This window comes from Bradyrhizobium sp. KB893862 SZCCT0404 (assembly GCF_018130885.1).
GTDB lineage: Bacteria > Pseudomonadota > Alphaproteobacteria > Rhizobiales > Xanthobacteraceae > Bradyrhizobium > Bradyrhizobium stylosanthis.
In genome coordinates this window covers 145,647-158,701 of the sequence record NZ_JAFCLT010000004.1, presented here as the reverse complement: position 1 = coordinate 158,701, position 13,055 = coordinate 145,647, and the positions used below count along the sequence as shown (strand labels likewise).

19 protein-coding genes are annotated in these 13,055 nt (G+C 64.7%); 11 read left to right on the top strand and 8 right to left on the bottom strand.

The features are described 5' to 3' along the window. Nucleotides 1-64: 64 nt before the first annotated feature. Nucleotides 65-853 (bottom strand): cobalamin-binding protein, encoded by a 789-nt coding sequence (locus tag JQ617_RS18585; RefSeq protein WP_212027883.1) that lies wholly within the window; start codon nt 851-853, stop codon nt 65-67. Nucleotides 854-970: 117 nt separating this feature from the next. On the opposite strand from JQ617_RS18585, the gene JQ617_RS18580 reads away from it, so the two are divergent. Beyond that, nucleotides 971-1,369: a PaaI family thioesterase gene (locus tag JQ617_RS18580; protein WP_028144953.1), complete on the top strand. Its 399-nt coding sequence runs from the start codon at nt 971-973 to the stop codon at nt 1,367-1,369. 152 nt (nt 1,370-1,521) lie between these two features. Further along, nucleotides 1,522-2,133 carry a GNAT family N-acetyltransferase gene (locus JQ617_RS18575; RefSeq protein ID WP_212027573.1) on the top strand — a complete coding sequence of 204 codons (612 nt, stop codon included), beginning with the start codon at nt 1,522-1,524 and terminating at the stop codon, nt 2,131-2,133. Nucleotides 2,134-2,212: 79 nt separating this feature from the next. On the opposite strand, the gene JQ617_RS18570 is transcribed toward JQ617_RS18575, so the two are convergent. Continuing rightward, complete coding sequence (locus JQ617_RS18570; protein ID WP_212027572.1) at nt 2,213-2,518, bottom strand: hypothetical protein; 306 nt, start codon at nt 2,516-2,518, stop codon at nt 2,213-2,215. 95 nt (nt 2,519-2,613) lie between these two features. Beyond that, on the bottom strand, nt 2,614-3,300 hold the full coding sequence (locus JQ617_RS18565; RefSeq protein WP_212027571.1) for a DUF2161 domain-containing phosphodiesterase: 687 nt from the start codon (nt 3,298-3,300) through the stop codon (nt 2,614-2,616). Between the two features lie 128 nt (nt 3,301-3,428). Between JQ617_RS18565 and JQ617_RS18560 the strand changes: the two genes are divergently transcribed. Next, nucleotides 3,429-3,776, top strand: a complete 348-nt coding sequence (locus tag JQ617_RS18560) for a GrlR family regulatory protein (RefSeq protein ID WP_063683960.1) — start codon at nt 3,429-3,431, stop codon at nt 3,774-3,776. Here the strand turns inward: JQ617_RS18560 and JQ617_RS18555 are convergent, their stop codons facing one another. Further along, a complete protein-coding gene (locus JQ617_RS18555; protein ID WP_212027570.1) occupies nt 3,777-4,457 on the bottom strand; it encodes an SDR family oxidoreductase in 681 nt (226 codons plus the stop codon). Nucleotides 4,458-4,576: 119 nt separating this feature from the next. Between JQ617_RS18555 and JQ617_RS18550 the strand changes: the two genes are divergently transcribed. Next, on the top strand, nt 4,577-5,296 hold the full coding sequence (locus JQ617_RS18550; RefSeq protein WP_212027569.1) for an SGNH/GDSL hydrolase family protein: 720 nt from the start codon (nt 4,577-4,579) through the stop codon (nt 5,294-5,296). A 15-nt stretch (nt 5,297-5,311) separates the two neighbouring features. Here the strand turns inward: JQ617_RS18550 and JQ617_RS18545 are convergent, their stop codons facing one another. Further along, the gene (locus tag JQ617_RS18545; RefSeq protein ID WP_212027882.1) at nt 5,312-6,055 is read right to left on the bottom strand and encodes a tyrosine-protein phosphatase; all 744 of its coding nucleotides are present in this window, start codon (nt 6,053-6,055) and stop codon (nt 5,312-5,314) included. 86 nt (nt 6,056-6,141) lie between these two features. Between JQ617_RS18545 and JQ617_RS18540 the strand changes: the two genes are divergently transcribed. Then, complete coding sequence (locus JQ617_RS18540; RefSeq protein ID WP_212027568.1) at nt 6,142-6,468, top strand: MliC family protein; 327 nt, start codon at nt 6,142-6,144, stop codon at nt 6,466-6,468. A gap of 120 nt (nt 6,469-6,588) precedes the next feature. Here JQ617_RS18540 and JQ617_RS18535 read toward each other — a convergent pair whose 3' ends face one another. Next, nucleotides 6,589-6,792 (bottom strand): DUF2735 domain-containing protein, encoded by a 204-nt coding sequence (locus JQ617_RS18535; RefSeq protein WP_212027881.1) that lies wholly within the window; start codon nt 6,790-6,792, stop codon nt 6,589-6,591. Between the two features lie 533 nt (nt 6,793-7,325). On the opposite strand from JQ617_RS18535, the gene JQ617_RS18530 reads away from it, so the two are divergent. From JQ617_RS18530 to JQ617_RS18515, 4 genes are all read left to right on the top strand, one after another. Beyond that, on the top strand, nt 7,326-8,360 hold the full coding sequence (locus JQ617_RS18530; protein WP_063683952.1) for a glutamine synthetase beta-grasp domain-containing protein: 1,035 nt from the start codon (nt 7,326-7,328) through the stop codon (nt 8,358-8,360). 197 nt (nt 8,361-8,557) lie between these two features. Further along, nucleotides 8,558-9,259, top strand: a complete 702-nt coding sequence (locus JQ617_RS18525) for a GrlR family regulatory protein (RefSeq protein WP_212027567.1) — start codon at nt 8,558-8,560, stop codon at nt 9,257-9,259. A 20-nt stretch (nt 9,260-9,279) separates the two neighbouring features. Beyond that, entirely contained in the window at nt 9,280-9,966 is a 687-nt protein-coding gene (locus JQ617_RS18520) for a substrate-binding domain-containing protein (protein ID WP_212027566.1), read from the top strand. Nucleotides 9,967-9,998: 32 nt separating this feature from the next. After that, complete coding sequence (locus JQ617_RS18515) at nt 9,999-10,820, top strand: tetratricopeptide repeat protein (protein WP_212027565.1); 822 nt, start codon at nt 9,999-10,001, stop codon at nt 10,818-10,820. Between the two features lie 44 nt (nt 10,821-10,864). Here JQ617_RS18515 and JQ617_RS18510 read toward each other — a convergent pair whose 3' ends face one another. After that, nucleotides 10,865-11,335, bottom strand: coding sequence for a hypothetical protein (locus JQ617_RS18510; RefSeq protein ID WP_249157244.1), 471 nt, complete (start codon nt 11,333-11,335; stop codon nt 10,865-10,867). A gap of 104 nt (nt 11,336-11,439) precedes the next feature. Between JQ617_RS18510 and JQ617_RS18505 the strand changes: the two genes are divergently transcribed. Continuing rightward, nucleotides 11,440-11,589, top strand: a complete 150-nt coding sequence (locus JQ617_RS18505; RefSeq protein WP_007609497.1) for a hypothetical protein — start codon at nt 11,440-11,442, stop codon at nt 11,587-11,589. A 275-nt stretch (nt 11,590-11,864) separates the two neighbouring features. Continuing rightward, the gene (locus tag JQ617_RS18500; RefSeq protein ID WP_063683946.1) at nt 11,865-12,569 is read left to right on the top strand and encodes a hypothetical protein; all 705 of its coding nucleotides are present in this window, start codon (nt 11,865-11,867) and stop codon (nt 12,567-12,569) included. Between the two features lie 162 nt (nt 12,570-12,731). On the opposite strand, the gene JQ617_RS18495 is transcribed toward JQ617_RS18500, so the two are convergent. Beyond that, complete coding sequence (locus JQ617_RS18495; protein ID WP_212027900.1) at nt 12,732-12,953, bottom strand: hypothetical protein; 222 nt, start codon at nt 12,951-12,953, stop codon at nt 12,732-12,734. Between the last annotated feature and the right edge of the window lie 102 nt (nt 12,954-13,055).

The window sequence follows — 13,055 nt, the reverse complement described above, 5'->3', positions numbered from 1 at the left end:
GGCTCAGCGCAGCAACGCTGGCGCGTTGCAGCGCGTCCGGGACACGATAGCAGTGGTGGCCTCGCTACTCGCGATTGCTCCACAACGCCGCAACGATCGCATCAAGCCCGTCCGTGAGCGCTGCCGGTCCCGGCTGCAGGATGATCGGTGACTTGATCTCGATGATGCGGTCCGCGCGGACGGCGGGGATCTCGCTCCAGCCGTGGCGCGCGCGGATGCGGGCAGGGACGACCTTCTTGCCGCACCAGGAGGCGAGGATTACGTCCGGTGCGGCCTCGCGCACCGCCTCCGCCGGGATGATGCGATCCTTTGCCGCCTGCCGATGTCGCAACTCCGGAAACACGTCCTCACCGCCGGCAATCTCGATCAGCTCGGAGACCCAGCCGATGCCCGAGATCAGCGGATCGTCCCATTCCTCGAAATAGACTTTTGGACGCGGCGAGGGGCGTGGCGTTGCCGCGATCGCGGCAAGACGAATCTCCAAGCGTTGAGCGAGTTCCTCCGCGCGCCCGGCGGCACCGACCAGCGCGCCCAGCGTTCGGATCATTGCAAAAATTCCAGCGACGTCGCGCTGGTTGAAGACGTGGACGTCGACGCCGGCGCGCACGAGGTCTGCGACTATCCCGGCCTGCAGGTCCGAGAAGGCGAGCACCAGATCAGGCTCCAGCGCCAGGACCTTTGGGATATCTGCTGAAACGAAGGCCGACACCCGCGGCTTCTCACGCCGCACCTGCGGCGGGCGGACCGCGTAGCCGGAGACGCCGACGATGCGGTCCTGCTCGCCGAGCAAGTAGAGTGTCTCGACCGTCTCTTCGGTCAGGCAAACGATGCGGCGGGGCGGGTAGTGGCGCATGAGGACCATATGCGCTGATGCCGCGGCGGATGTCACGGCGAGCATTACCTCGGACGTCATTGCTTTGCCGCGCGAAGCCATTCACGTTGAGACAACAATGAATTGGGAGGAGATCCGATGACGCCGCTCGAGAAACTTAAAGCGATGAAGATGCCGTTCGCCGAGCTCAAGGGCGTCGAATTCGTCGAGGCCGGGAAGGACCGCGTGGTGGCGCGGATGATGGTCCGGCCGGACCTCTGCACCCTTCACCACACCATCCATGGCGGCGCGGTGATGGCATTGGCCGATTCCGTCGGCGCGGCGGCGACCGTGATCAACCTGCCGGAGGACGCCAAGGGCACGACCACGCTCGAGAGCAAGACCAACTTCATCGGCGGCGCCAAGGAGGGAACCACCGTGATCGCCACCGCAACCCCGGTCCACCGGGGCCGGCGGACCCAGGTCTGGACCACAAGGCTGGAGACCGAGGACGGCAAGCTGGTGGCCGTCGTGACCCAGACGCAGCTGGTCCTGTAAGACTACGGGGCCTTGATTTTGTTAACGAATTAGTCGCGTCCGGTGCCGCTAAGTTGGGCAGGTTCCCGTCTTGAAAACCTTGTTGCGATGCACAATATAGGGGGCCTAGGGATTCGAACGCCTCCTCGAGGGACACCAAGAGGAGTTTTGACGTGGTACTTGAAGACACCGTTCGCGCGCCGTCCGTTCAGGGCTATGTGCGGACCCTGAGCCAGCAGGAAGAGTTGCCGCTTCTGCGCGATCACCTGCTCAGGCTCGATGCCGAAAGCCGGCATGACCGTTTCAACGGCTTTCTCGACGACAGCTTCATCGAGCGCTACGCCGCGCGTTGCGCCGAGGACGGCACCGTGATCGTCGCCTACATCGTCGACGGCGTGGTCCGCGGTGCAGCCGAGCTGCATCCGCCGGAGGGCGATTCGCTGCCCGAAGTTGCCTTCAGCGTGGAAGCCTCCGCCCGCCGCCAGAACGTTGGCACCGTGTTGTTCAGCCGGCTGATCGCGGAAGCGCGCTGGAAGGGCTACAAGCGCCTGCGCATCACCACCGGCGCCGAGAACCACGCGATGCGGGCGCTCGCCAGGAAGTTCGGAGCGAATCTGCAGTTCCGGCATGGCGAATCGACCGGCACGATCGATCTGGTCAAAACGACCGAAGACGAGCTCGCCGATCTCGCGGCCTCGCCCTTCAAGGCCGGTCGCGCTCTGCTCAGCTTCAACTCGACCTGCTGGAAGATCATCTCCAGCATGTACGGCAATCGCGCCGCCTGAATTCAGAAGCGGATATTGGAATCAAAAAGCGGACCGGCAAAACCGGTCCGCTTTTGTATTGGGATCGCGAAATAAGAGCTCAGGTGCCGGTGCGCGCCGCGGTGCTGAAGCGGCGGACGACGCGGCGCTCCACAACCACCGAGCGCTGGGCGCCCTGTTCGCCGGCGATCACGCGCGTCGCGGTGATGCGGCTGTTGGTGCGGGCCTGCTTCTTGACCTCAGCCTGGACGACATCGAGCGGCATGCCCATCAGGGCTGCGGCGATCTCGGCCTGCTGCTCCTGATCGTCGGTGATGCCGACGGCGGCGAAGATCGCCTCGTCCAGGGTGGGCGGATCGTGACGCACGCGCCGCGTGCCATATTTGGTATTCCAGTCTGCGCTCATAACGGCCTCGTTTCGATGCCGGGATACCTAGTGCTGGAGATGTTGCATTGCAATATGAAAACACTGTGGCATCACAGCTATGCGCCGGTCGGGTGTCAGGGCCGTGACGCCGCACCCGTATCGATCGCGACGCTGTGCTGTGGCCAGCGTTTCAGGGCGGCATGTCCGGCCTCGGTCAGCCCGTAAATTCCCCGCTCGGCCCGCTCGAACCAGCCATACACATTGTTAAGCAAGATCTTGCCGGCATCGGGACAGCGCTCGCGCAGATCGCGCACCCGCTGCGGCCCCACGGCGAGCGCCGCGGCGCAGGCGAGCGCCTGTTGCCGGTAGGCCGTCATGATCGGTGCCCGGGTGCTGCCGCCGAGCGCCGGATCGCCCTGGCGGCGCTGGTGTTCGGCCACGAGTCGCGAGCGAATCTTCGGCTCGCGGCGTGGGGCCGCGGTCGGCGGTTTCACCAGCACCTCGACCTGGCCGCGGTCGGTGACCCCAAGCATCCCGAAGCCGAGCCGCCGGCAGAGATTGCGGTAGCGCGCGTCACTCTCGCGTCCCTTGCCGCGCACGGACATTTTGGCGGCGATCCAGACCTCGTCGCCGGCCGGGGCGCGGTCGACCGCCTGCAGGATCAGCTCGAGATTGAAGGCGAGCTTGAGCTCGCCGATCACCACGACGGGCGGATCGCCGGCGCTGAGGCCCACGAGATCGCAGCCGCCGATCTCGCCTTTCACGGTGAAGCCGAGCTCCTCGAGGAAGCGTTTGACGGGCAGGTAAAGCGCGGTTTCCACGGACGGTCCGATCGGAGAATCAGTTGCGGGCAGTCTAGCCCGGATCGGACTTCGGGCTCCCCCGGCATTTGCCCGGGAACCGATGGTGCGGCTATCCTGTGAACGGGACAGTCGGGCACCTTGCAAAGATGACGATCAGGAATGGGCTCTATCACATCCGCATCGAGATGCTGGATGCCGTCCAGGGCGGCAACCAGGGCGTCATGGTGCTGCGCGACGGCACCATGCGGGGCGGCGATTCATTCTTCTTCGCCTACGGCAGCTACACCTCGGCCGACGGCAAATGGAAGGGCGAATTGACCAACGAGGAGCACTCGCCTTCGTTCGACGAGCGCCCGGTATGGGGCCGCAAGGTCGTGACCATCGGCTTCAGCGGTACCTACAATGATGAGACCGCGTACGGCGAAGGCATTGCGCTCGCGGGCAAGCAGAGCATCCGTTTCAAGGGCAATCTAAGGCTGCTGGTGCCGGATTGATTACACCCGTCCGCCGACCGGGATCAGCGCGCCCGTGATGCCGCTTGCGGCATCGCTGACAAGGAACAGGATGACCTCGGCGAGCTCCTGCGGCGTCACCCATTTGGAGAAATCCGCTTTCGGCATGTCGGCGCGGTTGGCCCTGGTGTCGATGATCGACGGCAGCACGGCGTTGACCGTGACCTTGCCCTTCCACTCGCTCGCCAATGCCTCGGTGAGGCGGTGCACGCCGGCTTTTGACGCTGCATAGGGACCCATGCCGTTGCCGGCCTGCAACGCGCCCATGGCGCCGATGTTGACGATGCGGCCGGCCTTGGACGCGGCGAGATGCGGCAGCGCGGCGCGCGAGGCATTGAGAGCGGTGAGCACGTTCAGCGCATGCATGCGCTGCCACGTCGTGATGTCGCCGTCGCCGACGGTCTCGAAGGCAAAGCCGCCCGCGATGTTGATCAATGCGTCGAGCCGGCCGAAATGCTTTGCGGCCGCATCGACGGCGTTCTTCGCCTGCATTGCATCGGACAGGTCGACACCGCCGATCTCGATGCGCGCGGGCGTCGCTGGCGATTGCGAGGGCGCGTGATCAATGCCGGCGATCTGCGCGCCGCGCGCCTGCGCGGTCTCAGCGACGACCTTGCCGAGTGCGCCAAGCGCGCCCGTCACGACAATGACTTTTCCCTGCACGATGCTCTCCGTCGTTTGAACCTTCACCGACTATTGCGCGGGGTGAATTGCGCTTGCAATGGCGGCAACTCTAGGACTGGGCTATAAATGCAACTTTAGATCGTTGAGGAGGCCATTTCATGCCCGACAATTTGCCGACCATCGAATTTCCCGCTGCGATCGTCGACCTCAAATACCCGCTGATGCGGCTTCGACAGGCGTTGGACGGCAAGGGACCCGTGCGCATCGTCGCCATGGGCTCGTCGTCAACGGCCGGACGGGCCGATGTCGTCCCGTATCCGTATCGGCTGGAGATGTATCTGCGGCAGTATTTCAAGGACGTGGTGCAGCGGCCGGACGTCAGGATTGACGTGCTGAACCGGGGCAAGGGCGGCGAAGAGGCAAACGAAGAGCTCGGGCGGTTCGAGACCGATATTTTTCGCGATGATCCGGCATTGGTCATCTGGCAGGTCGGAACCAACGCGGTCTTTCACAACGACAAATACGACGTGGATGTCGTCGCCGGGAACATCAGGAAGGGCCTGGCGCAACTGCGCGCGCGCGGCTTCGAGGTTCTGGTGATTGATCCCCAATATGTGACGAAGATGCTTTGGGACGACCGCGCTGAACTCGCTGACAAGATGGTCCGGCTGATCCGCGAAGCTGCCAATGAGGCCGAAGTGAATTTGTTTCAGCGCTGGTCGCTGATGCGGCATTGGCACGTGCAGAACAATGTCTCGTTCGAGCAATTGATCGACACGGGTGATCCCGACAAGCTGCACCAGAACGATTGGAGCACCCAACAAGTGTCCCTGGCGCTCAAGAACACCATCATCAAGGCCCTCGGGCCGATGGCCTGATACTACCGCCGCGGATCACGCCTGCAGGTAACGCTCCTTCAGCGCAGTCCGCTCTGCGGTGCCGAGCTTGAGCCCGTCGCGCAGATAGGTTTCGAGATCGCCGTACTCCTTGCCGACGGCTTCGAACGCGGCCGCAAGATACGACGCCTCGACATTGCCGATGGCGTTGCGGACGTCCTCGGGCAAATCGGTGGCCGCCGTCGCGTCGCGCTTGTAGTGCCGGTTGGTCAGCAGATAGTCCTCGGCAATGACGTCCTCGGACACTCCGAGCGCATGCAGGATCAGCGCGCTGGCAAAGCCGGTGCGGTCCTTGCCGGCGGTGCAGTGGATCACGAGCGGCGCGCGGTCCTCCAGCAGATGGCCGAACAGCATGCGGAAGCTGTGCGTGTTGTGGCGGACATAGTTGCGATAGGACTCGCGCATGAGCTCGAGCGCGACCGCTGCGGTCAGCGTGCCCGCGACGAGCTCGGCGCGCAGCGCCGCCACCACCGTCGGCTCGATCGGCAGCGAGTGCACCGCGATCTCGTTCACGACGCAGACGCCGGACGTGCGCTCCTCGACGCCGCGGAAATCGAAGGCGCTGCGCACGCCGAGCGCGCGGACGATCTCGACATCGGCCGCGGTGAGCTGGCCGAGATGGTTGGAGCGGAAGATGTGCCGCCAGCGCGTGGTGCGGCCGTCGATGGTCTTGTAGCCGCCGAGGTCGCGGAAATTGCTGGCGCCTTGAAGGGCGAGATGACGGGCAGGGGAGTCTTTCAGGGAAGAGTCTTGCATGGGCTCAGCTTGGGTTATGGTTCCACCGGACGCACGTCTGGCGTCCTTGAGGTCTATTACAGGGGGCGATCATGGGCCGGCACAAGGCCATTGTTTTGGCGACCATCATGCTGGCGGGCGGAATTTCCGGTGCGCGGCAGGCCGATGCGCAGACTTTCAAAACCTACCGCTGTGCCGATGGTACGCAGTTCATCGTGGGGTTTTATGACTACGACAAGCGCGCGTTCCTCCAGATCGACGGCGAGCCTGTCACGCTCGCCAAGCGGCTGGCGGTCTCAGGTGCGCGCTATTCGGGGGCGGGGGTCACGCTGAGGATTCCCAAGACCGGGCCCATCACGGTGAAGCACCTGAAGCGGCCGGTCACGACCTGTACGACGGTCGAAAAGCCCGCGATCTAGCCGGGAGCCTTCGCTGGAATTCTGGAATCAAAAAGGGCCGAAACACCGTTGTTTCGACCCTTTTTCAAACTGCCGCCGGCCGCTTGCGAGAGCGGGGCGGTACCAAACCGGCAACTGGCATCAGCGTTCCCATTTGGGCTCGGCTTCGTCGACCGCGTCCTGGTGGTACCAGCTGTCGCTGCAGATCGAGACGTTCGCGGGAAGCGAAAGCTGATCGGCGGGAAGGCGGGTCTCGCCATAGCGGCGTCCGGCGAGAGCCGCGCGGCCCCCGACGGGGAATTGGTAGATCTTCGCAGATCCGTGACTCAGACCATTGTTCATCATTGCGATTCTCCTTGGTCGAAGCGCCTTGGCCTCCATGGTGCGCTCGACTCGTTCGATTGTGGTTACTGGAATCCCCATATCGGCCGCGGCTCCCGAATAGGGAAGTGCTGAAAAGGAAATCAGTTTCCGCCCAATTTTTGAGCAAGCGACTGGCTGCACCCCCCAAGGCACCGTGCGAGTGGCTAACGCCTGGGCCATTCCAAAGGTTGCTAGGCAGGGGGTGGATGCTTTGCGAAAATTGCCGGACGTTGATGCGCGTTTCATCGGCAACTTCCGGCGCCCGTCGGCCTGCTCCAGAATCAGGCGTTTTCCGCGGGATTTTTGCGGTGCAGCTTCACGCGAAGGTGCGCGGCTATGACGCAGGCGGCTGTGGACGATCGGCCGAAGCCCGGCCGGATCGACCGCGGTGGAAAACCTCCCGGACTGCGTCCTTTTGGCACGCAAAATGCTTGTAGGAGGCTGGCCGATGATGGCCGGGTACAAACGTGCGGGGCTCTCAACCCCACCTTTCGCATCATCTACAGAGAGGCTCAATGACCAAGTATAAGCTCGAGTACATCTGGCTCGACGGATATACGCCGACTCCGAACTTGCGCGGCAAAACTCAGATCAAGGAATTCGCGTCGTTCCCGACGCTCGAGCAGCTTCCGCTCTGGGGCTTCGATGGCTCCTCCACCCAGCAGGCCGAAGGCCACAGCTCCGATTGCGTGCTGAAGCCCGTCGCCGTGTTCCCGGACGGTGCGCGCACCAACGGCGTGCTGGTGATGTGCGAAGTCATGATGCCCGACGGCAAGACCCCGCACGCCTCCAACAAGCGCGCCACCATTCTCGACGATGCCGGCGCCTGGTTCGGCTTCGAGCAGGAGTACTTCTTCTACAAGAACGGCCGTCCGCTCGGCTTCCCCGAGGCCGGCTATCCGGCCCCGCAGGGTCCGTACTACACCGGCGTCGGCTATTCGAACGTCGGCGACGTCGCCCGCAAGATCGTCGAAGAGCATCTCGACCTCTGCCTCGCGGCCGGCATCAACCATGAAGGCATCAACGCGGAAGTCGCGAAGGGCCAGTGGGAATTCCAGATCTTCGGCAAGGGCTCCAAGAAGGCCGCTGACGAAATGTGGATGGCCCGCTACCTGATGCTGCGCCTCACCGAGAAGTACGGCATCGACATCGAGTTCCACTGCAAGCCGCTCGGTGACACCGACTGGAACGGCTCGGGCATGCACGCCAACTTCTCGACCGAGTACATGCGTACGGTCGGCGGCAAGGAGTACTTCGAGGCGCTGATGGCGGCCTTCGACAAGAACCTGATGGACCACATCGCCGTCTACGGCCCGGACAACGACAAGCGTCTGACCGGCAAGCACGAGACCGCGCCGTGGAACAAGTTCAGCTACGGCGTTGCCGATCGCGGCGCCTCGATCCGCGTTCCGCACTCCTTCGTCAACAACGGCTACAAGGGCTATCTGGAAGACCGCCGTCCGAACTCGCAAGGCGACCCATACCAGATCGCTTCGCAGATCCTGAAGACGATCGCGTCGGTCCCGGCTGACAAGAAGGCCGCGGCCTAACATCCTCCCGGCCTGGGCTGGGGGGCTGGCCTGGGTTGGATCTCAATCCGCCGGAGCGGCAACGCTCCGGCGGATTTTTGCATTCTCGTGACAGCCGTTGTTGTGGGTCTGCCGGCCATGCCGGCCTGAAGCCTGTCCATCGCCGCCCAAAGCGGGGTAGAGTGCCGGCAGGATACGCGCGGGGCCGGGGACGGCTGGTGTTTGAGGGCTTCTACAAGACGAGATTTCAGCTCGGCAACGCGGTCGGCCGGAGCGTGATGCATGTGGCGAACGGCAAGCTGCTGGGCGGCAATACGGCCTTCGCCCATATCGGCACCTATGAGCGAACCGAAGCCGGCGTCGACATCGTCATCAAGACCGTTCGTCACAACCCCGATCCGAACTACCGTGCCATGGCCGGCACGGATGATGCGACCCTGATCGCAAAGGGTTGGGCCGACGGCGATCTCTATCGCCTCAAGGGCGAGCTGAAGGAGCTGCCGGGCGTGCCGTTCCAGTCGCTGATGACGCCGATCACCGAGGACGAGGTGCCGATCGCCGGCAGCGTCGGTGCGGACGGCATTGGCGACGGCCTCTACTCGATCCACCTGCGCATGCTCGACGGCGTCGACGGCGGCCTCAGCGGCGTGATGCTGCTCAACCAGGGCCGCATCCTCGGCGGCGATGCGGCGTTCTACTATCTCGGCAGCTACACCGCCGCGAAGGGCCGCTGGAAGGGCCAGATCCTCAACCAGGAGCACACGCCGGCCAAGGACGATCCGATCTTCGGTGGCCACGAGGTCGGCATCGGCTTTTCCGGCTCGTATGATGCGGAGGGGGCGGTGCTGGAGGCGACGGCGCTGGCCGGCAAGCGCAGTCTCCGCCTCACTGCCGCGCTCAAGCTGTTGCACCGCGCCTGATCGTACTTTCGGGAATCCACATGACAAACACCATTCGCATGCTCTCGACGCTCGGCCTGATGGGCGCGATGCGGAGCCTGTCCTCCGCGTTCGAGGCCGCCAGCGGCATTCGTGTCGATGCGGACTACGCGCCGACGCTGGCGCTGCTCAAGCGCCTGCGCGCGGACGAGGCCGCCGATCTCGTCATCCTCACCCGCGAGGGCCTGGATGAGATGATCGCCGAGCGCCGCGTGATCACGGACGGCACGGCCGACCTGGCGCGCTCCTATGTCGGCATTGCCGTGCTTGCGGGGCAGGTGCATCCTGATATCGCCACGGAAGCCGCATTACGCCGGACGCTGCTTGCGGCGCGGTCCGTCGCCTATTCGCGGCTCGGTGCGAGCGGCGTGTACTTCGCCCAGTTGATCGTGCGGATGGGGATCGCGGCCGAGATCAACGCGAAGGCCGCCATCGTCGAGCAGGGATTTACGGCCGAGCGGCTGGTCAGCGGCGAGGCCGACCTTGCCGTGCAGCAGATCAGCGAGCTGAAGCAGGTCGGTGGCATCGAGGTGGTGGGCCCGGTCCCGCACGAGCTGCAGACACCGGCGGTGTTCTCCGCCGGGCGCATGGCGAATGCGAAGCATGCCGACGCGGCCGATCGGCTGCTGCGCTACCTCGCGTCTCCGGACGTCGTGCCCGTGCTGCGCCAGTCGGGACTCGAGCCTTGAATTTGCCGGAGCGCGGACGCAACGTGACGCCCATGCGGATCTATCTCCTTGCCATCGTCTTCGCGCTCGCCGCGCCCCTCGCGGCGCATGCGCAATCGGCGGACCTCGTCCTGTGCGACCGGGTTGCCGCCGACCCCAGCGACCCCGACAAGCCGGCCGACGTGAGAGGCGTTGCGGAGATCGCGACGTCCGACGTCGCGACCGCCATCAAGTTCTGCAGGCAGGCGGCATCATCCTCGCGCCGTGCGATGTTCGAGCTCGGGCGCGCCTATGCGGCGAACCGGCAGACGGCGGAGGCGATCGCGGCCTGGCGCAAGGCGGCCGACAAGGGATCGAGCGCGGCGATGGTCGAGCTCGGCGTGCTCTACGGCACCGGCGCCGGTGTTGCCAAGGACGAAGCGCAGGCGCGCAAATTGTTCGAGAAGGCGGCGCAGTCGGGCAATGCCCGCGGCGTCAGCAACCTTGCCGCGCTCGGCGGCGCAGGCGGCGCGGCACCGGCCGATCCCGCGCAGGCCCGCGCGCTGCTCGGCAAGGCCGCGGAGACCAACGCGGAGGCGCAATATCAGCTCGGCCTGATGCTGTCCGAAGGCACTGGCGGCGCCAAGGACGACGTCGCGGCGCGCGCGCTGTTCGAGAAGGCGGCGGCGCAGAACCATCCCGCTGCGCTGGAGCGGATGGGCGCCTTCGCGCAGGACGGCCGCGGCGGCCCCAAGGACAAGGACGCCGCGAAGGCCTACTACGAGCGCGCCGCTGCGCTCGGCGACGAGGACGCGAAGAAGGCGCTGGAGCGGCTGCGCTGCCCCTATGCGATCAAGGACAAGCAGGGCAAGCTCGTCACCACGCTGTGCTTCTGAGCCAGCTCTCGCTTCGGGAGAGGTGAGGGCGACGCTGGCTCAGCTCACTTCATGTAGTAGGCGAGATTGTTGCGGGCGTCGCGATAGGTCGTCTCGAGGAAGTCTGGATATTCCGCTGCGGCCTGCGAGACGGCGCGCACGACGCAGGCCCAGAAATCGCCATCCCATTTGAAATGCGCCTCCGTCGCGCCCTCGAACTTGACGGCGGTGATGATGGCTTTGCGGATCGCCTCGTCGTCGGCGCGGGGATGGGCGCGCTTGAGGTAGCCGAACATCGGCCCCTCATGGGCGTGGTCGCGGTCGTAGCGGTATTTCTCGCCCATCTGGTGCGGCGTGAGGGTGCGATTGATGCGGACTTCCTCGGCGGTCGGGCGCCCCTCGATCGAGTTCAATCGATAGCGCCAGCGCCAGAGTTCGAAGGCGGCATCGAGCAGCGGCTGCTTCGCTGCGCTCGCGACGAATTCCGCGATCTGCTCTTCGGGGGATGGCTCTGTCTGGTTCGATGTCTGGTTCATGCCCCTTGGTCGCGCGCCTGCGCCTGACGGTTCGAAGCCGCCTCCGGGAGGAGGAACCAGCTCCGGCAAGGGCCGTTGAACTCCGACAAGCGGGAGACGCGATCATGATCCGCAAGCTGGCATCCGGCGAATACCGCCTTTACTCACGCAAGGTGAACCCGAAGACCGGCAAGCGCCGCAACCTCGGCACCTTCAAGAGCCGCGCGGCGGCCGAGAAGCACGAGCGCGAGGTGCAGTATTTCAAGCGGCACTGAGGCGCCCGGACAGCCCTCCAAAACAAAATCTCGAAAACAACCCCATGCACAGTAGCGGGGGGCCTGACATCACAGCGGAATTCCCATCTGCTGATTTTACGAAGTCGATTTGACCCGTCGGGCAAAACAGGGGCATAATGGCAAGGTGGCAGAGCGGTCCCAGGGAGCCTTGAAGCGAGCCCTGAAGGGGCCCTGCGCGGAAAAGCCGGGTGGAATCGCTGCGGCAGCAATGCTAGGTAGCCGGCGATTCTTTTTGGATTTGCGGGCTCATTGCATTGCTGGACGGACTCTACAAGGTTGAATACGGCGTCAACGATGCGTTCGGGCGCAGCATCATGTGCCTGCACGACGGCAAGATGCTGGGCGGCAATTCGGGCTTTGCGCATCTCGGTACCTATTCCGAGCAGGATGGCGAGATCGTCGCCGAGGTCATCACCGAGCGGCATAACCTCGATCCCGGCTACAAGCCGCTGATGGGAGCGGACGTCGCCTCGATCGGGGCGCGGGGGCGGCTGCACGGCAACGAGATCCGCCTGCAGGGCGGTGCGAATACGATGCCGGGCGCCCATTTCTGGGCCAATCTGACCCGGCTCGACGATGGGGCGCTGCCGCCGCGCGGCGCGATCGGGCAGGGCGGCATCGCCAACGGGCTCTACGGGATGAGCCTGAGGGCGCTCGACGGCGTCGATGCCGGGCTGTCCGGCGTGATGCTGCTGATCGACGGCCGCATCCTCGGCGGCGATGCGTTCTTCTACTATCTCGGCTCCTATTCCTCGGCGGACGGCCGCTGGAAGGGCGAGATGCTGAACCAGGAGCACACGCCGGCGAAGGGCGAGAACCCCGTGTTCGGCGGCTTCGAGGTCGGGATCGGCTTCTCCGGGACCTGCACGGAAGACAGCGGCGAGCTCGAAGGCATCGCGCTGGCCGGCAAGCGCAGCCTGCGCCTTGCGGCTTCGCTCAAGCTGATGCGAAGGGCGTAGGGCGTGCGCTCATTGGCATCGGGGTCCGTTTCGTGAGCTGAAGCAGGCCCTCACGCCTCGCCCCAGCCAATGTCAAAGGCAGACACGGCCCACCGCCAGTCCGGGCGGCTCGGGGGCATTGCGTAAAGCGGAGATGGCGTGATCGTCCGAGAGAGTGGCTTGCTACTTCGCTCTGAGCTCCATGATCGTCAGATCTGCTATTTTCGCGGGGTCCTTGACGCCCCGCTGCGCGATCTCGATGACCTTCTTGGCGATCATTTCGGCGATAGGGTCGTTGCGGTCCACGAGTCCTGCCGCTTTCAGCGCGCGCGCATAGGCCGTGACCAGGACAGTGACCTCCTCTGGCCCGAATGGCATGTTCTGCAAGTAGCGGTAGATGGTCACGCCGAGACCCCCGATGTACCACGGCAGGGGCCATGCGAACGGCCGACTGCATCCGTGGTAGTCGTCCTTCTGTCGCTTGCCAGTGGCCAGAAAAACTGGGCC

What these genes read in the sequence shown, in the direction of transcription:
- JQ617_RS18585 (WP_212027883.1), bottom strand. Translation starts at nt 853, where the DNA reads ATGCGCCACTACCCGCCCCGCCGCATCGTTTGCCTGACCGAAGAGACG.
- JQ617_RS18580 (WP_028144953.1), top strand. Translation starts at nt 971, where the DNA reads ATGACGCCGCTCGAGAAACTTAAAGCGATGAAGATGCCGTTCGCCGAG.
- JQ617_RS18570 (WP_212027572.1), bottom strand. Translation starts at nt 2,518, where the DNA reads ATGAGCGCAGACTGGAATACCAAATATGGCACGCGGCGCGTGCGTCAC.
- JQ617_RS18560 (WP_063683960.1), top strand. Translation starts at nt 3,429, where the DNA reads ATGACGATCAGGAATGGGCTCTATCACATCCGCATCGAGATGCTGGAT.
- JQ617_RS18550 (WP_212027569.1), top strand. Translation starts at nt 4,577, where the DNA reads ATGCCCGACAATTTGCCGACCATCGAATTTCCCGCTGCGATCGTCGAC.
- JQ617_RS18540 (WP_212027568.1), top strand. Translation starts at nt 6,142, where the DNA reads ATGGGCCGGCACAAGGCCATTGTTTTGGCGACCATCATGCTGGCGGGC.
- JQ617_RS18535 (WP_212027881.1), bottom strand. Translation starts at nt 6,792, where the DNA reads ATGATGAACAATGGTCTGAGTCACGGATCTGCGAAGATCTACCAATTC.
- JQ617_RS18530 (WP_063683952.1), top strand. Translation starts at nt 7,326, where the DNA reads ATGACCAAGTATAAGCTCGAGTACATCTGGCTCGACGGATATACGCCG.
- JQ617_RS18520 (WP_212027566.1), top strand. Translation starts at nt 9,280, where the DNA reads ATGACAAACACCATTCGCATGCTCTCGACGCTCGGCCTGATGGGCGCG.
- JQ617_RS18515 (WP_212027565.1), top strand. Translation starts at nt 9,999, where the DNA reads ATGCGGATCTATCTCCTTGCCATCGTCTTCGCGCTCGCCGCGCCCCTC.
- JQ617_RS18510 (WP_249157244.1), bottom strand. Translation starts at nt 11,335, where the DNA reads ATGAACCAGACATCGAACCAGACAGAGCCATCCCCCGAAGAGCAGATC.
- JQ617_RS18505 (WP_007609497.1), top strand. Translation starts at nt 11,440, where the DNA reads ATGATCCGCAAGCTGGCATCCGGCGAATACCGCCTTTACTCACGCAAG.